This window comes from Runella sp. SP2 (assembly GCF_003711225.1).
Lineage (GTDB): Bacteria > Bacteroidota > Bacteroidia > Cytophagales > Spirosomataceae > Runella.
This window is the reverse complement of record NZ_CP031030.1, coordinates 5,448,057-5,466,454: the sequence shown is the minus strand read 5'-3', so window position 1 is coordinate 5,466,454 and position 18,398 is coordinate 5,448,057. Positions and strand designations below refer to the sequence as shown.

Genomic DNA, 18,398 nt, shown 5'->3' with positions numbered 1-18,398 from the left:
TTACTAAAAACACGTTTTCTACCCATGCGCTATTTATCCTTTATCTTTTGGAGTATTGTGATTAATGTAAGTGCGCAAGCGCCTCAATTTTCCCAATTTTACACCAATCCTTTGTATCAAAATCCAGCATTGGCAGGTGATGCAGGCACTCCTCGTTTGATTGCGAATTATCGTAACCAATGGCCTTCGATTGGTACTGCGTTTCAGACTGCTGCCTTTTCTTTTGATACCTACGCAGAAGATGCACAAGTAGGTTTGGGAGTACAGGCGATGTATGATCGTAGGGGAAGTATTCTCAACAGTACACATTTGGCAGGCCAAGTGTCGCGGTTGTTTTATTTAGATGCTAAACAGCAGTTAAGGCTTACACCAGGGCTTCAAGCGGCGTGGGTCTCTGATCGATGGAGTGGTGATAACCTTATGTTTGTATCCAATTATCTGGGTACTAATGATCCACTAGCGCAAGATGGTTTAACCAATAACCGCTTGGCTTTTTCAAGTGGGCTTCGTTTTGATTATGACCCACAGAGCGATTATGAGCCTTTTTTTTGGACGGGTGTATCTTATCACAATATGGGGTTTCGAAACAATGATTGGTTACGCGAACGCTGGGGTGTTCAGCTAGGTGCCCAATTTCCCCTCCAAATTCAAGTGTTTGGAAATGGATATGGGCGAGATTTGGACCGAGAAAGCGCACTGAGTGTGGCACTACAATGGCGTCGTCAGGGGATGAATCAGCAGCTAGACGTAGGCACAAACCTTATCTTTTCTCCGCTTTTGGTAGGTGTATGGTACAGAGGTCTTTTGACTGGCCCTAAACGCAGAGATGCCTTGGTCGGAACCATGGGATGGGCCAGAGATAATATCCTTTTTCAGGCCAGTTATGATGTTAGTATTTCTTCCCTTGGTACGGATACTGGCGCTTTTGAACTAGCTATTTGGTATGGATTTGATGCCCTTTTTAGGTTTAGAGGCAAAAGCAGCGCTGCCAGAAGAAAGACAAGGTGTTTGAAATACTAACCTTTGTATTCTTTTGTAGTAAAACTTCTATACTGTTTTACCAAGATAATTCTATGACACTGAACGATATGTTGTAACTTTCGGTGCCTTTATAGAAAAATATCTAGCTGTTCATGCGCAAAATCAACAAACTTCTGGTCGCCAACCGTGGGGAAATTGCTCTTCGGGTCATGCGAACTGCCCGCGAAATGGGCATTAAAACGGTGGCAGTGTATAGTGAAGCCGACCGCAACGCGTTGCACGTACGCTATGCCGATGAGGCAGTATGTATTGGCCCTGCTGCTTCATCAGAATCGTACTTGAGGGGTGATAAAATTATAGACGTATGTAAAAAATTGGGCGTAGATGCCATTCACCCAGGGTACGGATTTTTGTCCGAAAATGCCAAGTTCTCGCAAATGGTCAAAGATGCGGGGCTTCTTTTTGTGGGGCCATCGGCAGAGAGTATCGAAATCATGGGCGATAAGCTGTCGGCAAAACGGGCGGCGGCAAAATATAAAATCCCTATGGTACCAGGTACACCCGATGCTGTTACCGACCGCGCCGAAGCCAAAGCCATTGCGGGGCAAATCGGCTATCCTGTGTTAATTAAAGCAAGTGCAGGTGGTGGTGGAAAAGGAATGCGTATTGTTGAAAATGAAGAAGAGTTTGACGAACAAATGGAGCGCGCCGTCAGTGAGGCCATTTCGGCTTTTGGCGACGGAGCGGTGTTTGTCGAAAAATACGTAGCCTCGCCACGGCACATCGAAATTCAGGTGTTGGGCGACCAGCACGGAAATATTATTTACCTTTTTGAACGGGAGTGTTCGGTGCAACGCCGTCACCAAAAGGTAGTCGAAGAAGCACCTTCGTCGTGCCTTACGCCCGAAATCCGAGAAGCAATGGGCAAATGCGCCGTGGACGTAGCTCGCTCGTGCGGGTATTATGGCGCAGGGACGGTCGAGTTTATTGTGGACGACCAACTGAACTTCTATTTCCTCGAAATGAATACACGCCTTCAAGTAGAACACCCAGTGACCGAGATGATTACGGGGGTGGACTTGGTGCGTCAGATGATTTATATTGCCGAAGGTCAAGAACTTCAGATCAAGCAAGAAGACCTTGAAATCAACGGGCACGCTATGGAGATTCGGGTGTATGCTGAAGATCCTTATAATAACTTCCTGCCCGATGTTGGAAATCTAAAAACCTACGTGCGTCCACAAGGAAATGGCGTTCGGGTGGACGATGGTTTTGAGCAAGGCATGGACATCCCGATTTATTATGACCCCATGATTGCCAAACTTATCACCCACGCGGCGACGCGTCAGGAGTCGATTGATAAAATGGTAAGAGCCATTGATGAATACGAAATCACGGGGGTACAAACGACGTTGGCGTTTTGTCGTTTTGTGATGTTGCACGAAGCTTTTACTTCTGGTAATTTCGATACGCATTTTGTCAAACACTACTTTACCCCCGAAGTGCTCAAAAAAGAGGTCGATCAGGAAGAAATCGAAGTTGCGGCGGCGTTGGTGGCCTATCTAATGAATCAAACCAAACAACCTACCAGCGGAGGCACAACGGTTTCTGTGGCTACCAAAAGCAAATGGAAAACTAATCGAGTAAAGTAGAGTGGGAATTACGATATTGTGTAGAGGGTTGCTTACAACCCTCTTTTTTCGTGCCTGGGGTTGCTCCCAATCTCGATTTCTGAATTGGGTTTTGAGAAACCCTGTGTTTGGATAATAGTATCCAAACGCACAGCACTCTTGTTGTGTAGAGGGTTGCTCACAACCCTCTTTTTTATGCTTACTCACACAACCCGAATGTTTAGAAAGCATACAGAACTAACCCACCTGCGGCCATTAAGAAATAAGGCACTAACGAGGCGGCACCTGCGTAGTCTTGTGCCAGCCGTTGCCCAAAAAACAAACACACCAACGAAATTCCCCCCAAACACATGCCCGAGGCCGCTACCACATTGGCCAAATCGCTTCCAATGAGCAAAAGCACTACGCCCACCAAGGACACCAAACCCGCTGAAGTCTCAAGCAACGTAATGGTGGGCATCAGCGCCCCGATGCTGGAAGCCAACGGCGATTTTTTAAAATGATCTTTAAAATAATCGAGGTTGCCTTGGTAGTGAAAAACCTTGTCTAAGCCCGATTGCGTAAACAAAATACCATTGAAAGCCGCAAACAGGATTTTTGTAAGTACCAATACAGGAAAGCCGAGTAGTGTCATGGTCGTTTAGGAGTTATCTTTTGGTGCAATTATACTAAAACCAAAGAGGTTTTGACAGACTTATTTCCCCCTTTTTACTATCTGAAACCCTGTTGCACGTGCTTTTGATTTATTTTTGCTAAAAATCGGTTTTGATGAAAAAGCTTCTGAAACAGTTTTTGGCATTGACAATGGCGTCGCTGGCCCTTTGGGCGGGTAATGGCTTTGGGGTGCTGGAACATTCGTGTCAGGAGCATGGAACGCATCGCCACATTCTTTCAAGCTGGGCGGAGACGTCGTGCGAACACCAGCAGCACGAAGACGAACATCATCACCATCACGAGGCCGCTGCGGGTTTTCAGGCCCACGAAGAAGAAGCACAAGTCAACTTTGTGTATTGTTATGCCGAAGTTACGACCAAAGCCCCTAACTTCGCTTCAACGGTTTTTATTCCTTTTATTCCCTCTTTTTCTGCATTTTTCTACAAGCCTACGCTCTTTCAAAAAGAAGAGATAGGTATTGCTTTTTTTAAACCGTCCTACGTCTTTCGACGAACCTACGGGCGTTTTCTTCTAACGCTGGTTCAGAGCTTTTTGATTTAGAAATAGAGGAAATGCACAAGTTTGTAAAAGGCAAACAGGCAAAAGAGTTTGCCCCTTGCAAACTTGCCCTTTGCAAACTCGCTCTTTGCAAACTCGCCTCTTAACTTTTTCTTAGTTTTTAAATCAAATCTTCATTTTTGATGAACACTTACTGGCAAAAGTCAGCCTTGACGGTCGGACTTGGTTGGGTGTTGAGTACCTGCGCGTGGTCACAACGTACGCTGACGCCCGACGAAGTAGTGGAAGCAGCGCTCAAGAACAGTCATGCACTGAAAGCTTCGAGTTTGGTGGTGAAGCAAAACGAACAACTCATCCGTTCCACCCGAGCGATTCCTAACCCTGAGCTGACGTTTGATAGCCCGACAGGGGTATTTTATACGCTGGGCGTGCAGCAAAGCTTTCGTTTGCCTTCGGTGTATCACCAGCAGGCGCAGTTGCAGCAAGCCTACGTAGGATTGGCTCAAAAAGACCAAAAAATCACCGAAAACGAGCTAAAATTTCGGGTAAAATGGACATATCTCAATGCGCAATTTACCCAGTCGTATCTCCAACAACTCCAAAGCCAAGACAGCGCCTACACCCAAATCGCCATTGCCGCAAAGAGGAGCTTTGAAGTAGGCACCATCGACAAGCTAGCGTTGGTATTCGCAGAAACGCAAGCAGCGGAACTTCGTAACCAAGTTTCGATGGCTAGTCAAGAGGTAATCTTGCAAAAAAATCAACTAGGGATATTGATGGGGAATGTGCTCTCGCCAGAGGTAGCACTACTTCCGTTGGACAAAATGCCGTTCCCTACGGATACCTTAGGTGATGTGGACTCTGCTCCGCTTGTGGAAATGGCTAAGCAAATGGAAGTGGTTGGTCAAAAGGTAGTTGGAGTAGAAAAAAGTAGCCGACTTCCCAGTTTCATGGTAGGCTATTACAATCAAGGTACGCCAGAAACGCGGATGGGGTTTCGTCTGCGGGCAGGGGTGAGTATCCCGCTTTGGTGGGGGTCATACAAAAGCCGAATTGAGGCCGCTCAAACGGCGCAAGAAGCTGCCCATGAGCGGACGGAGTCGCAAAAACAGCTAGTGTCACTCGACTTGCAAATGGCGCAAAATGAGGCGACGAAATTTCGAATGTTACTGGCCTACTACCAAAGTGTGGCTCTACCACAAGCCAATACGATGATTGAAACAGCTCGTCGTTTTTTTGAAAATGGTCAAACCGATTACATCAATTTTCTACGAACAACCAACGACGCCTACACCATCAAACTTCGCTACATCGAAACCCAACGTAGCTATTTTCAGTCGATTTTGACCATACAACACCTAACAGGAAATTTATGAAAAAAATAGATAGCCCCCCCCTAACCTCCGATGGGGGAATTGTTAGAGGGCTCTTTGTAAGCTTAAATAAGCTAATTTGTTTGTTGATATGCTTCCTTTGGGGAATGGGGAGCTTTACGTACGCTCAGCACATGCACGCCGATGGTACCATGCACGATGACCATGACCACGGAGCTCATGAGCCAGCGGCTGAAACCATCAAAGTCAAAAAGGCCGAAGCGGTATCAGACCGCTATGAGTTGGTTTTAAAATACGAACACTTGCACGCCAACGAAGCGGGCAAACTTACGCTTTACGTCGCTGACCCTGCCACCAATCGCCCTATTAGCAATGCAAAAATCGCACTTTCGGCCTCGTTAGATTCCAAAGCTACGTTTGATATAAAACCCAAAGAGGCGGGCATCTATGAGGTTACGTCGCGTTTTAGTCGGGAGCGTACCTTTTCACTCACCGCTAAAATTGAAGGCATCAATGGCCCCGATTTGATGGTGCTGAAAGGAGTATTGGTAGGTCACGATGAGTCGGAACATGCCCACGAGGAAGCCAACGAACAAACAAATGAATGGCAAATCGACAATTGGCGAATGTGGGTGATGTTTGGGGGTGGTTTGGTAATTGGTTTAATCGCCATGTTTTTGGCCATGAAGAAAAACCGAACCCTTTTTTCGATTCTTCTCATCGGTGCTTGCCTTTTCCCAACCTATCAGCCTAGTCAGGCCCAAGAAGATGGACATAACCACGAAGGGGAGAAAAACGCCAAAGGGCAAACAGCTAATGGTGACGCGTTTGAAGTACCAAAAGAGACACAATTCCTATTTGAAGTACTGACCAATCCTGTTGAAACGGGCAACTTCCGCGAAACAACCCAGCTGTATGGAACAGTGATTCCTGCTTCGACGGGGATGGCGGTGGTGCAAACGCCACAAGTGGGGCGCATCGTGTCGCTTACTACCCGAGTGGGGCAGCGTGTCAACAAAGGACAGACGTTGGCGGTCGTCGAACAGACCATCGATGCCAGTACGCAAGTGAGTTTGCAAGCCGAACGCAACAATTTGGAAGTGGAATTGGCGACGGCTCAAAAAGAGTACGACCGCTTGAAAAAAATCGAAGACATTGCTGCCAAACGTGATATGGTTGAAGCCGAAGCCCGTCTTCGCAAAGCGCAAGAAAACCTCAAAGTGTTTAACAACATTGCTAAAAATGGCAAGGGTAATAGCCGTTTGGTCGCGCTTACCGCACCGATTTCGGGCGTAGTGGCACCGTTTGCGGTGGCAATTGGCTCAACAGTAGGAACGGGTGAAACGCTTTTTACGATTACCAATCTCAACAAAGTGTATGTCGAAGCGCAGGTATTTGAACAAGATGCTGACAAAGTCCGCTTAGGAACAGGCTTCGAGGTGGAATGCCAGCGAGACAGTGAAAAACATAAAACCAATCGAGTGCGGTTATTGTCGGCGGCGCAAGTCGTAAATGCCAACCAATCGCAAAAAATGCTTTTTGAAGTCGAGAATCCCGATGGTGATTTTAAAATTGGCGAATACGTGACCGTGCGAGCGCAAGCACGCGACGAAAATAGGACGTTGGCATTGCCCAATAGCGCACTAAGCCAGCTCAACGGCAAACCTTGTGTGTTTGTAAAAGAGTCGCCTGAGCGTTTCAGGGTGGAATATGTGGCGATTGGAAACAACAACGGAGCATCTACGACTATTTTGAAGGGTGTACATTCGGGAGAAAAAGTAGTGGTTACTTCTTCGTATCAATTGAAAATGATTTTCCTGAATCAATAACATGCTCGATAAAATAATAAAATTCTCGCTAAACAATCGACTGATTGTATTGGCGTTTGCGGGGATATTGTTGGTTGGAGGAACCTATACGGCGATTCGATTGCCGATTGATGTATTGCCCGACCTGAACCGAGCCCGCGTGACGATATTCTTGGAGTCCAACGGTTTAGCTCCCGAAGAAATAGAAACCCAAGTGGTATTACCCGTCGAAACTGCCCTCAATGGCGCACCAGGCGTAGAATCGGTACGAAGTAGTTCGGCGATTGGCTTGGGGATGGTCTATGTGGAATTTGACTGGAATACCGAAATTTACCGAGCGCGGCAGTTGGTGGCCGAAAAACTCCAAACCGTGACTTTACCCAACGGAATTAAGCCGATTATGGGGCCTATTTCGTCGGTAATGGGACAGTTTATGTACGTCGGAATGAGTGCCGATAGTACATCGCCTGCCGAGCTTCGAACCTTGGCCGATTTTACCGTTCGGCGTCGATTGTTGACCATCAAAGGAGTAGCGCAAGTGATTCCGATTGGAGGCGACCGTTTGCAGTACCAAGTGCAAGTGTCGAGTATAAAGCTTAAACAATTTGGCGTAGGACTCGACGAAGTGGAACAAGCATTGTCGCTTTCATCGCGCAATACCACGGGAAATTTTTACTACGAATACGGTTCGGAAGTCTTGATTCGAAACGTAGGACGGGCGGAATCGCTGGACGATTTGGCCAATACGGTCGTAACCAGCCGACAGGGTCAACCTGTGCTACTCAAACAGGTGGCCGATGTAAAATTTGGAGCGGCCTTTAAGCGAGGAGACGGAAGTATCAACGGGAAACCTGCGGTGATTATGGCGGTAGAAAAACAACCAGGGGCCAATACCGTGGTCTTGACCGATGAGGTAGAAAAAGCCTGCCAAGAGCTTCGGCCTGCGTTGCCGCGCGATGTATCGTTAAATCCGAAGATTTTTCAGCAGAAAACATTCATCGAAAACTCCATCCACAACGTCACCGAGGCATTGCGAGATGGGTTTATATTGGTGGTGGTGATTTTATTCTTGTTTTTGATGAATCTCCGCACGACGGTTATTACGCTGACGGCCATTCCGCTGTCGTTGGTGATGACGGCTATTATTTTTCAATTGTTTGATATTTCCATCAATACCCTGACATTGGGCGGGCTGGCGATTGCCATCGGTGAGTTGGTCGATGACGCTATTGTCGATGTTGAAAATGTCTTTCGACGGTTGAAAGAAAACCAAGCCTCAGGCAACCCCAAATCAACGCTTCGGGTAGTATATGAAGCCAGTTCCGAAGTGCGCAATTCGATTGTCTATGCTACCATTATTGTGGTTCTCGTATTTGTGCCGTTGTTTTTTATGGAAGGCGTCGAAGGACGGATTTTTGCGCCGTTGGGCTTGGCTTACATCACTTCGATTATCGCCTCATTGTTGGTGTCGCTTACCGTTACGCCCGTGTTATGTAGTTATCTAAGCCCCCCATCCCCCAATGGAGGAGCTATTTTTGCCCCCCCATCGGGGGACGGGGGGCTGGTGCGGTGGCTTAAAAAGCAGGATACGAAGCTGTTGCAGTGGGCATTGCAGCGGCCAAAGGCAATTATAGTTATGGCGACATTACTGATTATGGCTTCAGTTGGCACGCTTCCTTTTTTAGGAACGGAGTTTTTGCCACCTTTCAACGAAGGTTCGTTTACCATCAATCTCATTGCTCCGCCTGGAACTTCGTTGGAGGAGTCGAATCGGTTAGGAACCTTGGCCGAAAAACTCATGCTGCAAGTACCTGAAGTGGAGTATGCCAGTCGTCGTACAGGACGAGCCGAACTCGATGAGCACGTCGAACCTGTCAGTCGTTCCGAAATTGAAGTAGAATTAAAATCTGATACCAAGCGAAGTCGGGATGAAATCATTGCTGACATCCGCGAAAAACTGTCGGTGATGAAAGGCGTAACAATTGCAGTAGGACAACCTATTTCGCACCGAATTGAGCACTTGCTTTCGGGGGTACAGGCGCAAATAGCGCTTAAACTCTACGGAAATGATTTAGCCGAACTTCGTACCACCGCAGGGCAAATCAAAAATGTGATGCAAGGCGTTGAGGGAGTGGTGGACTTGAGTATCGAGCGTCAAGTGATGGTACCTCAGTTGCAGATTCGTGTCAAACGCGACGCACTCCAACGTTTTGGGCTGCAAGCGGGTAAAGTGGCGGAGGAACTCGAAGTGTTTTACAACGGAAAAGTGACAGGTCAGATGTACGATGGACAAAAAACGTTTGATATTCTCATTCGTGCCAACGAACACGAACGTTCAAACCTTGAAGCCATCCGCAACACTCAAATCAGTACTCCTGATGGGACATTGGTGCCTTTGGAACAGATTGCTGACATCGAACAAACCGTGACCGTCAACCAAGTGATGCACGAAAATACCCAGCGGCGGATGGTGATTTCGGCCAATGTTCAAGAACGAGATTTGGGAAGTACTGTCGAAGAAATAAAAAAGCAAGTGGGCAAGTTGCAACTTCCCCAAGGAACGTATGTCGTTTATTCGGGACTGATTGAGAGCCAGGAGTCAGCTACGCAATTGATAAGCCTCTTGAGTATTCTTTCCATCGTCAGTATTTTCTTGGTACTTTTTACCCATTTTAAATCAAGCCGCATTGTGCTGCAAATCATGCTCAATGTCCCATTGGCGCTGGTGGGGAGTGTGGTGGCGGTGTTGCTTTCGGGGGGCGTATTTTCGGTAGCAACGTTGGTGGGTTTTATTACCCTGACGGGAATCGCAAGCCGCAACGGAATCATGATGATTTCGCATTACATCCACCTTATCGAGCACGAAGGTGAGCATTTTGGGAAAGAAATGATTATCCGTGGTTCGCTCGAACGCCTCGTTCCGGTACTAATGACGGCCTTGGTGGCAGCCTTAGCGCTCATTCCCCTTACCCTCGATCCCCAAGCCGCAGGGAAAGAAATTCTCTACCCTGTGGCAACGGTTATCTTGGGGGGATTGATTTCGAGTACGTTACTTGATATGGTGGTAACGCCCGCTGTGTTTTATGTTTTTGGACAAAAAGCCCTTGGCACTTATTTCAAAGAGAAAAATAAGGTTCGGGAGTTTTAAGCATGTTCTAAAATAAACGCAGGGTCGATGGCTAATTTTTGATAAAGTCGTTTAGCTAAATCCATGTTGACCTTACGCTTGCCCGTCATCACTTCCGAGAGTCGGGTAGGCGTGATGTCAAGTAGTGCTGCTAAGTCTTTTTGTTTCAATTTTAACTGAAACATTTTTAAACTCAGCATGTCAGAAAGTGTTTGAGGAGTAGGAATTTGTAAAGGCATGATTGGGATAGCGTCTTCGTAAGCTTCTGCTTGTAAAGATAGATTTCGGAGACGTTCTGTTTCTTCAGGAGAAAGGCTTGTAAAACCTTCATTATGAGTAGCTTTTTGTAAAAACGTCTCAATTTCAGCCATTACTTGCTTGTATTCAGCTTCGGTTTTTAGTGGGGAAGTCATTGTTTAAATAGTGGTTGAGTCAATTTTGTCGTATTCTGCGTGAGTTCCTATGAAACGAATAAATACTGTACGAATGTCTAAAAAAATCATTGTTACTAGGCGATAACGATTGCCTTTTATGTTAAAAACAAATCGCTCATTGCCCACATAGTCAACTGAATTAAAAGTTTGTTTTATGTCAGTAAAATTTGACCAGTTTGCTTCTGAGACAGTAGCAAACCAATCATTAAGCGCATCGTTTGCATCAGCGTGCTTTAGTCCAAACTCACGAATGATTGTTTTTGAAATGATGACCAATTGCGTTTTTGCTTTGGGTTATAAAAATACAAAAAACAAAATTAAATAAACAAAATCAAAATTTTTCTTTTTTGCCAAAACCCACCCACCCTCCGACTTCAACACTTACCTGACTTTCCCAAAAACCTGTTTTATAGAACGTTTACAAGAGATTATTGGGGGAAAGCACAAAAAATAGGAGAAATCGCTAATTATTTGCGAGAGATAAACTTTTTCTCGTAGATACTGGTTAGATTTACGAAATATTCATCCACTTCATGTTGTTTCATCAACGCATACGACAAACCATTGCTCAGGGTTTCTTGGTGTTATTCACCTTGATGCTTCTCAACGGCATTGTGTTTCGTCATGCGCACAAGCTCTCAAGTGGAAAGATTATTACCCACGCGCACCCTTACAAAGCCTCTAATTCTAATACTCCTTTTCAGCCCAACGACCACACCAAAAACGAACTGTTTTTGCTGGATTCGTTGACCAACGCAACCTACGCCGCACTTACGCTATCGGTGGCATTGGCAGTTTTGAAGCGGTTGGTTACCAATTATTCTCCACGTACCTCATTTTACTTATTAGCAGCCTACCGAACTCCTTTTTTCGGAGATTTCTCCCTTCGAGGGCCACCTACTACTACCCACTCATAGTCTTTGATTTGATGGGAAATAAATCACACACGTAACTAGGTGAAATCGGTTTTATCAAACGGATAAAATCGCACATGTACGCCATATTTTTTTCCTTCAAAAACGAAGACCGTCTCCCTTTTTAATCTTGTTGGTTGTCATCCACGCGAAGCGCTGTGGTTGTCATCGACTCATTTTCGTATCATTTTACATCAGTATGTCGAAGGCGCATTTTTTCTGTGAAACAGAAGGTGGCTTCGAACAAGCTGTACATACATTCCTAACGGCATTCTCACAATGAAGCATTTGTTCTTATTACTAGCGTCCATGCTAGTGTCAACCATTATTTTCGCACAAACTGGAAGTATTCGAGGAACGGTAACTGTCAAAGGTAAACCTCTGGAATTTGGAACGGCGGCTTTGAAAAATACCCAATACGGTACCACGACCGACGAAAAAGGAGTTTTCGAAATCAAAAATGTCAAGTACGGTTCGTATCAGTTGGTGATTTCGGCCATTGGTTATCGTACCATTACCAAGGCCGTGACCATTTCGGAGGCTAAATTTTTCCAAGAATTGACCCTTCAAACGGATGAGTTAGAAAATTCGCTGGCCGAAGTTGTAGTGACAGGAACGATGAAAGAGGTCTCAAAACTAGATAGCCCCGTTCCTGTTGAAATCTATACCCCCGTATTTTTTAAGCGGAATCCTGTTCCCAACTTATTTGAATCATTACAGAATATTAACGGGATTCGTCCGCAGTTGAACTGCAACGTCTGTAACACGGGCGATATTCACATCAATGGTTTGGAAGGTCCCTATACCATGATTATGATTGATGGAATGCCCATTGTATCAGGACTTTCGACAGTATATGGGTTGAGCGGGATTCCAAGTGCGCTCATCGAACGGGTCGAAGTGGTGAAAGGCCCTGCCTCTACCTTGTATGGTTCGGAAGCGGTGGGTGGTTTGATCAACGTCATTACCAAAAAGCCGTCGTCAGCGCCTTTGGTTTCAGTAGATGTGATGGGAACTTCATGGGCAGAATTCAATGCAGACTTGGGGTTAAAGTACAAGTTGGGCGAAAAAATCCAATCATTATTTGGGCTTAACTATTTTAATTTTCAACGCCCGACCGATAAAAATGGCGATGGTTTTACGGACATTACGCTTCAAAATCGAATCTCGCTTTTTAATAAATTTAGCATAGACCGTAAAGATAATCGGGTGTTCACGCTAGGTGGGCGCTACGTCTATGAAGACCGTTGGGGCGGGCAAACTCAGTGGACGCCTAAGTACCGTGGAAGTAATGAGATTTATGCCGAAAGTATCAATACCAAGCGCTGGGAGGTAATTGGAGCGTATCAATTGCCCATGAAAGAAAAGATAACCTTTCAGTTTTCGGCCAACGGGCATTTGCAGGATTCGTACTACGGAACAACCCCGTACCAAGCGCAGCAGTACATTGGTTTTGGCCAATTTACATGGGATAAAAAACTCAAAGAGCGCCACGATTTGTTGGTAGGAACGGCTCTACGCTACACTTTTTACGATGATAATACCCCTGCAACGGACGCCGATGGAAAGAATGCACCGTCGAAAGTGCTATTGCCTGGGTTGTTTGTCCAAGATGAAATCACGCTTACGACCAACCATAAGTTGTTGCTAGGAGCGCGCTATGATTATAACTCTATCCACGGGAGCATCTTTACGCCTCGTTTAAATTACAAATGGACTTCCACCGACAAGAAAAACGTGCTTCGTGCAAGCGTCGGAAATGGGTATCGGGTGGCCAACGTATTCACTGAAGACCACGCAGCCTTGACTGGAGCGCGGAAAGTAGAGTTTACCGAAGAATTGAAACCTGAACGCTCTTGGAACGGAAATTTAAACTACGTGCGGAAGTTTTTCTTGGGTAACGGCGGATACGTAGGACTGGATGCAACGGCTTTCTACACGTTTTTTAATAACCGTATTATTCCTGATTACCTCACTGACCCCAACAAAATCATTTACAGCAACTTGAGCGGAAACGCCGTTTCACGCGGCTTGTCGTTAAATATCGACGTATCGCTGGCCAACGGGCTCAAATTTATGACGGGCGCAACAGCCATGGATGTATTCCAGCGCGAAGACGACGGCAGCGGAACGCTGGTGAAGCAAACCCAGCTTTTGACAGAGAAGTTTACGGGTGTATGGTCGGTGTCATATACCTTCCCACAAATTGGCCTGTCGGTCGATTATACAGGCAATTTGTACGGCCCAATGAAACTGCCCGTACTAGGTCCACTTGACCCTCGCCCTGAGTATTCGCCTTGGTGGAGCCTTCAAAATATCCAATTAGGGAAGAAATTTAACAATGGGTTGGAAATCTACGGAGGGGTGAAAAATCTATTGAATTTTACCCCATCTCCTGATGCCATTGCCCGCGCTTTTGACCCGTTTGATAAACAAGTAACGTTTGATGCGACGGGGCAAGTAGTGCCGACTCCCAATAACCCCTACGCCTTGACCTTCGACCCGTCGTACGTCTATGCGCCCAACCAAGGTATTCGCTTCTTTGCAGGTGTTAGATACAATTTGTTCAAATGAAAAAGCACGTTTGGATAGCACTTTTTGGCTTGTTTGGGCTTTTGGCAGTCGAATGCCAAGCCCAAACATTGCGTTGGACGTCGTTTGAACACCTCACCGACAGCCTCCGCAAAGAGCGCCGACCCGTGCTGGTGTTTATTCATACCGATTGGTGTACGTATTGTAAAATGATGGAATTGCGAACGTTTGCAGACCAACAGGTTGTCAGCAAGCTTCATGAGAAATTTTACTGTGTTCGCCTCAATGCGGAAGATGCGCAGCCCATTACGTTTTTGCAACGTACGTACAAGTTTAAGCCAACGGGGGTAAAAACGGGTGTACACGAGTTGGCACAAGTACTAGGAACCGAAAATGGAAAACTGAGCTACCCAACCACCGTTTTTTTTGACCAATACCTGCAACTTCAAGGTAGAGTAGTGGGAGCATTAGAAACAAAGCGGCTAGAAAAAGCGCTCGACCTTTTTATTGAAAATTCAATGGAGGTAGGAAACAAGTGAAAAGTTTTAGTACGGAACAGTAAAGTTGTCTGATAAAGATTCTTTAGGTTTGTAACCCCCTAAATAATACATCTTGTGAAGACTTTAACTCTACTTAGTCCAGGCCATTTTCAGCAGTCTGAAACGGACTTGAACACGGAACTTCAAGACGGCGAAGTTCTTTTAAAAATTCATCGCATTGGTATTTGTGGAACCGACTACCATGCTTTCCGTGGGAAGCAACCGTTTTTTTCGTACCCTCGTATTCTTGGTCACGAACTCGGAGCGGAGGTAGTAGCGATAGGTACAGGTGTTGGCAACGTGACGGTAGGCGATAAAGTATCGGTGGAGCCTTACATCAATTGCGGCAAATGTCAAGCGTGTCGTATGGGCAAAACCAATTGCTGCGAAAAACTTCAAGTACTCGGTGTACATTCCGATGGTGGAATGCGCGAGTTTCTGAAAGTTCCTGCCAATAAAGTATATACGTCAAAAACGTTGAGTTATGAGCAGTTGGCCTTGGTCGAAACGTTGGGCATTGGCTCACACGCGGTCAATCGGGCACAAGTGCAAGCCAACGATTTGGTGTTAGTCATTGGAGCAGGGCCGATTGGCCTTTCTGTAATTCAATTTGCCAAGCTCAAAGGCGCTAAAGTGGCCGTGATGGACATGAACGAAGGGCGGTTGGTGTTTTGCAAACAACAATTGAAGGTGGACGAAACCATTTTGTTGACAACTAATGACCCCGTAGAGGCTATTCGTGGTGTGTTGAATGGTGACTTGCCAACGGCGGTGTTTGATGCCACAGGAAATCCAACGTCGATGATGCAAGCCTTCAAATATGTAGCTCACGGTGGTCGATTGACTTTTGTTGGGCTGTTTCAGGGAGAGGTAACTTTTAACGACCCTGAATTTCACCGAAAAGAAGTGACACTTTTAGCCAGTCGTAACGCCCTACCAGAGGATTTTACGAGCATCATCGCGGCGATGGAGAATGGGACATTAGATACCCAACCTTGGATTTCTCACCGCGTTTCGTTTGACTCCCTTATCGACTCATTTGAAACGCTTCTTCTTCCTGAAAGTCGAGTCATAAAAGCGGTAATTGAATTGTAAGTGCCTCTGGTTGCTCACAACCAGAGGTACGTGAGTGCGGTTATGAGTAACTGCACCCTTTATCCAATCTTTACAGAAGTCATTGAAATAGAGCCTAAAACAGTTTTGTCGTTAAAGAAACTGATAGGCTCTTTTTCTTCTTTTAAGCCCAAAATATATAACAATGGTAAGTAGTGGTCGGGGGATGGAATCGACAATAATGCTGCTTGTCCCAATTTCTCGTAATTAATCAGCGGAGCGTGGTCATTCTCGACGATTAGTTTTTTGAATTTGGTATTCATTTCAATGGCCCAATCGTAACCTCGTTCGGTGTATTGCCAATTGAGGATACCAAGGTTATGAACCATGTTTCCGCTTCCAATAATTAGCACCCCTTTTTTGCGTAAAGCTGCTAATTCTTTTGCCAGCTCATAATGATAACGAGGTGGTTGGGTGTAATCAATGCTCAATTGTAATACGGGAATGTTGGCTTTAGGGTACATGTGACGTACGACCGTCCACGTTCCGTGGTCTAAGCCCCATTCATGGTCAAGGCTGACTTGCGCTTTTTTAACGAGCGATGCTGTTTCGTTGGCCAACGCAGGGCTACCTGGCGCAGGGTATTGAACCTCAAACAAAGCCCTCGGAAATCCACCAAAATCGTGGATGGTACGCGGGGCGTTCATGGCCGTTATTTTGGTGCCACGGGTGTACCAGTGCGCCGACACTACCAAGACGGCCGTTGGGACGGGTATGTCTTTGCCAAGCCGTTTCCAGCCACCGCTAAACTCATTTTCTTCGATTCCGTTCATGGGCGAGCCGTGCCCCACAAAAAGTAGGGGCATGAACGAGTCTTTGGTTGCCAATTGTTCGTTCCATTTATAAAGGTCTTTTAATGAGTCCATTGCAATAGTTCCTCCCAGAACACTTTTTAGAAATTCGTTTCTTTTCATACCACGCTATTTTACACCACCTTGAGCCTAGTAGCTTAGGATGTTATAAATATATGTAGATACATATAATTTTCCAAAATAGTTCTCCCTTCATTTTTGCTTGCTATTAAATCATTTTAATTGTCGTATAGACAGTTAAATACCTATCTTCGCAAACATATTTCACTATTCTAATATCTAATTAACCTATGCCAAGTTTTAATTTAAAAGTCAACAAAACCCATACCTACGATGCCATCGTGATTGGGTCAGGAATTAGCGGCGGTTGGGCCTCTAAGGAGCTGTGTGAGAAAGGGTTGCAGACGCTTGTCTTGGAAAGAGGACGGATGGTGCGTCACGTTGAAGACTACCCTACGATGAACAACGACCACTGGGATTTTGAACACCGTGGAAAGCTGACCGATGAAGATAAAAAGAAATACCATATTCAAGTTCGGAGTGGCTTTATTGATGAATCCAACAAGCATTTTTATAACAACGACCTTGATAGCCCTTACACCGAAGTAAAGCGTTTTGACTGGATTCGAGGAAATCAGGTAGGAGGGCGTTCGTTGCTTTGGGGAAAACAGTGCTACCGCTGGAGCGACCTTGATTTTGAAGCTAATGCCAAACAAAGCATCGGAGTAGATTGGCCTATTCGATACAAAGACCTTGAAAATTGGTACACCTACGTAGAGAAATATGTCGGGATTAGTGGTGAGAAGCTAGGATTATCGCACTTGCCCGACGGGCATTTTTTGCCCCCGATGGAGCTAAATTGCCTCGAAAAACACGTCAAAGGCAGTATTGAAAAAACGTACAAAGGCCGCCACCTGACCATTGGACGCGTAGCGCACTTGACCGAACCTATCAACGGTCGGGGGCAATGCCAAAATCGTAACCGTTGTTCGAGGGGCTGCCCTTTTGGGGCGTATTTTAGCAGCAATGCCGTAACGCTGCCTGCGGCCGATGCCACAGGCAAATTAACCCTCCGCCCCAACTCGCAAGCAGCATCGATTATTTATGATGAAAAATTGGGCAAAGCAAAAGGCGTAAAGGTGATTGATTCGGAAACCAAGGAAGAAATTGAGTTTTATGCACGAATCATCTTCTTGAACGCTTCGACGCTCGGAACCACCCAAATTTTGTTGAATTCTACGTCAAGTCGTTTCCCTAACGGTCTAGGAAATGATAGTGGCGAATTGGGACATAACTTAATGGATCACCACTATCGAGTAGGAGCAATGGGTAGTTATGATGGGTTTGAAGACCAATACTACAAAGGCCGCCGCCCCAACGGGATTTTTATTCCGCGTTACCGCAACCTCGACGAAGCTTCCAAAATGAAAGATTTTATTCGAGGATATGACTATCAAGGTGCTGGTGGACGAGGAAATTGGGGTGCTGGGATCGGTGGAGGCGGAGTAGGCGCTGAGTTTAAAGATAGTTTGTTTGCGCCAAGTAGCTGGGGTATGTCACTTGTAGGTTTTGGAGAATGTTTGCCGTACCACGAAAACAAAGTAACCCTCAACCATGACGTAAAAGACAAATGGGGCTTACCTACGCTGAGTATTGATGCCGAATTTAAAGCAAATGAAATGGCGATGCGTAAACAAATGAAAGAGGATGCCGTAGAAATGCTCGAAAATGCGGGCTTGAAAAATGTGACGCCATTTGATTATTCGGGAGGAATTGGCGTAGGCGTACACGAGATGGGAACGGCACGCATGGGCCGCGATCCGAAAACGTCGGTGGTCAATGCCAATAACCAACTTCATGCTGTACCTAACGTATTTGTTACAGATGGAGCCTGCATGACTTCCTCAAGTTGTGTCAATCCGTCCATCACGTACATGGCGCTCACGGCGCGTGCCGCTGATTTTGCCGTAAAAGAACTCAATCGTAAAAATCTCTAATCC

Annotated in this window: 15 protein-coding genes; 11 read left to right on the top strand and 4 right to left on the bottom strand. The window is 45.9% G+C overall.

All coding sequences use genetic code 11. The features are described 5' to 3' along the window. Positions 1-24 precede the first annotated feature (24 nt). Together DTQ70_RS22020 and accC are read left to right on the top strand one after the other, a co-directional pair. Positions 25-1,020, top strand: coding sequence for a PorP/SprF family type IX secretion system membrane protein (locus DTQ70_RS22020; protein WP_122932818.1), 996 nt, complete (start codon positions 25-27; stop codon positions 1,018-1,020). A 113-nt stretch (positions 1,021-1,133) separates the two neighbouring features. Beyond that, positions 1,134-2,633 (top strand): acetyl-CoA carboxylase biotin carboxylase subunit, encoded by a 1,500-nt coding sequence (gene accC, locus DTQ70_RS22015; protein ID WP_122932817.1) that lies wholly within the window; start codon positions 1,134-1,136, stop codon positions 2,631-2,633. 199 nt (positions 2,634-2,832) lie between these two features. Here the strand turns inward: accC and DTQ70_RS22010 are convergent, their stop codons facing one another. Next, positions 2,833-3,246, bottom strand: a complete 414-nt coding sequence (locus tag DTQ70_RS22010) for a DoxX family protein (RefSeq protein ID WP_122932816.1) — start codon at positions 3,244-3,246, stop codon at positions 2,833-2,835. A gap of 134 nt (positions 3,247-3,380) precedes the next feature. Here DTQ70_RS22010 and DTQ70_RS22005 point away from each other — a divergent pair, with 134 nt between their 5' ends. The 4 genes from DTQ70_RS22005 to DTQ70_RS21990 all read left to right on the top strand — a co-directional run bounded on the left by DTQ70_RS22005 (position 3,381) and on the right by DTQ70_RS21990 (position 10,075). Beyond that, positions 3,381-3,827 (top strand): hypothetical protein, encoded by a 447-nt coding sequence (locus DTQ70_RS22005; protein WP_122932815.1) that lies wholly within the window; start codon positions 3,381-3,383, stop codon positions 3,825-3,827. Positions 3,828-3,967: 140 nt separating this feature from the next. Beyond that, positions 3,968-5,161, top strand: coding sequence for a TolC family protein (locus tag DTQ70_RS22000; RefSeq protein ID WP_122932814.1), 1,194 nt, complete (start codon positions 3,968-3,970; stop codon positions 5,159-5,161). Further along, entirely contained in the window at positions 5,158-6,948 is a 1,791-nt protein-coding gene (locus tag DTQ70_RS21995; protein ID WP_122932813.1) for an efflux RND transporter periplasmic adaptor subunit, read from the top strand. The genes DTQ70_RS22000 and DTQ70_RS21995 overlap by 4 nt, the downstream gene beginning before the upstream one ends. 1 nt (position 6,949) lies before the next feature. Next, a complete protein-coding gene (locus tag DTQ70_RS21990) occupies positions 6,950-10,075 on the top strand; it encodes an efflux RND transporter permease subunit (RefSeq protein WP_122932812.1) in 3,126 nt (1,041 codons plus the stop codon). On the opposite strand, the gene DTQ70_RS21985 is transcribed toward DTQ70_RS21990, so the two are convergent. Both DTQ70_RS21985 and DTQ70_RS21980 read right to left on the bottom strand, forming a co-directional pair. Next, positions 10,072-10,467, bottom strand: a complete 396-nt coding sequence (locus DTQ70_RS21985) for a helix-turn-helix domain-containing protein (protein ID WP_122932811.1) — start codon at positions 10,465-10,467, stop codon at positions 10,072-10,074. The two genes, DTQ70_RS21990 and DTQ70_RS21985, sit on opposite strands and share 4 nt — an antisense overlap. A gap of 3 nt (positions 10,468-10,470) precedes the next feature. Next, complete coding sequence (locus DTQ70_RS21980) at positions 10,471-10,764, bottom strand: type II toxin-antitoxin system HigB family toxin (RefSeq protein WP_122932810.1); 294 nt, start codon at positions 10,762-10,764, stop codon at positions 10,471-10,473. Between the two features lie 257 nt (positions 10,765-11,021). Between DTQ70_RS21980 and DTQ70_RS21975 the strand changes: the two genes are divergently transcribed. The 4 genes from DTQ70_RS21975 (at position 11,022) to DTQ70_RS21960 (ending at position 15,568) form a co-directional block, all read left to right on the top strand. Then, positions 11,022-11,405: a hypothetical protein gene (locus tag DTQ70_RS21975; RefSeq protein ID WP_122932809.1), complete on the top strand. Its 384-nt coding sequence runs from the start codon at positions 11,022-11,024 to the stop codon at positions 11,403-11,405. 276 nt (positions 11,406-11,681) lie between these two features. Then, positions 11,682-13,976: a TonB-dependent receptor gene (locus DTQ70_RS21970; protein ID WP_122932808.1), complete on the top strand. Its 2,295-nt coding sequence runs from the start codon at positions 11,682-11,684 to the stop codon at positions 13,974-13,976. Continuing rightward, on the top strand, positions 13,973-14,473 hold the full coding sequence (locus tag DTQ70_RS21965) for a thioredoxin fold domain-containing protein (protein WP_122932807.1): 501 nt from the start codon (positions 13,973-13,975) through the stop codon (positions 14,471-14,473). The genes DTQ70_RS21970 and DTQ70_RS21965 overlap by 4 nt, the downstream gene beginning before the upstream one ends. 75 nt (positions 14,474-14,548) lie before the next feature. After that, positions 14,549-15,568, top strand: coding sequence for a zinc-binding alcohol dehydrogenase family protein (locus tag DTQ70_RS21960; protein ID WP_122932806.1), 1,020 nt, complete (start codon positions 14,549-14,551; stop codon positions 15,566-15,568). A 59-nt stretch (positions 15,569-15,627) separates the two neighbouring features. On the opposite strand, the gene ygiD is transcribed toward DTQ70_RS21960, so the two are convergent. Then, a complete protein-coding gene (gene ygiD / locus DTQ70_RS21955; protein ID WP_206019772.1) occupies positions 15,628-16,452 on the bottom strand; it encodes a 4,5-DOPA dioxygenase extradiol in 825 nt (274 codons plus the stop codon). 236 nt (positions 16,453-16,688) lie between these two features. Between ygiD and DTQ70_RS21950 the strand changes: the two genes are divergently transcribed. Continuing rightward, complete coding sequence (locus tag DTQ70_RS21950) at positions 16,689-18,395, top strand: GMC oxidoreductase (protein ID WP_122932804.1); 1,707 nt, start codon at positions 16,689-16,691, stop codon at positions 18,393-18,395. The last annotated feature ends 3 nt before the right edge of the window (positions 18,396-18,398 follow it).

Excerpts from the sequence above, each read along its gene's own strand:
- DTQ70_RS21995 (WP_122932813.1), top strand. The coding sequence starts at position 5,158 with ATGAAAAAAATAGATAGCCCCCCCCTAACCTCCGATGGGGGAATTGTT.
- ygiD (WP_206019772.1), bottom strand. The coding sequence starts at position 16,452 with ATGGACTCATTAAAAGACCTTTATAAATGGAACGAACAATTGGCAACC.
- DTQ70_RS21975 (WP_122932809.1), top strand. The coding sequence starts at position 11,022 with ATGTTGTTTCATCAACGCATACGACAAACCATTGCTCAGGGTTTCTTG.
- DTQ70_RS22010 (WP_122932816.1), bottom strand. The coding sequence starts at position 3,246 with ATGACACTACTCGGCTTTCCTGTATTGGTACTTACAAAAATCCTGTTT.
- DTQ70_RS22000 (WP_122932814.1), top strand. The coding sequence starts at position 3,968 with ATGAACACTTACTGGCAAAAGTCAGCCTTGACGGTCGGACTTGGTTGG.
- DTQ70_RS21950 (WP_122932804.1), top strand. The coding sequence starts at position 16,689 with ATGCCAAGTTTTAATTTAAAAGTCAACAAAACCCATACCTACGATGCC.
- DTQ70_RS22020 (WP_122932818.1), top strand. The coding sequence starts at position 25 with ATGCGCTATTTATCCTTTATCTTTTGGAGTATTGTGATTAATGTAAGT.
- DTQ70_RS21985 (WP_122932811.1), bottom strand. The coding sequence starts at position 10,467 with ATGACTTCCCCACTAAAAACCGAAGCTGAATACAAGCAAGTAATGGCT.
- DTQ70_RS21990 (WP_122932812.1), top strand. The coding sequence starts at position 6,950 with ATGCTCGATAAAATAATAAAATTCTCGCTAAACAATCGACTGATTGTA.
- DTQ70_RS21970 (WP_122932808.1), top strand. The coding sequence starts at position 11,682 with ATGAAGCATTTGTTCTTATTACTAGCGTCCATGCTAGTGTCAACCATT.
- DTQ70_RS21965 (WP_122932807.1), top strand. The coding sequence starts at position 13,973 with ATGAAAAAGCACGTTTGGATAGCACTTTTTGGCTTGTTTGGGCTTTTG.
- accC (WP_122932817.1), top strand. The coding sequence starts at position 1,134 with ATGCGCAAAATCAACAAACTTCTGGTCGCCAACCGTGGGGAAATTGCT.
- DTQ70_RS22005 (WP_122932815.1), top strand. The coding sequence starts at position 3,381 with ATGAAAAAGCTTCTGAAACAGTTTTTGGCATTGACAATGGCGTCGCTG.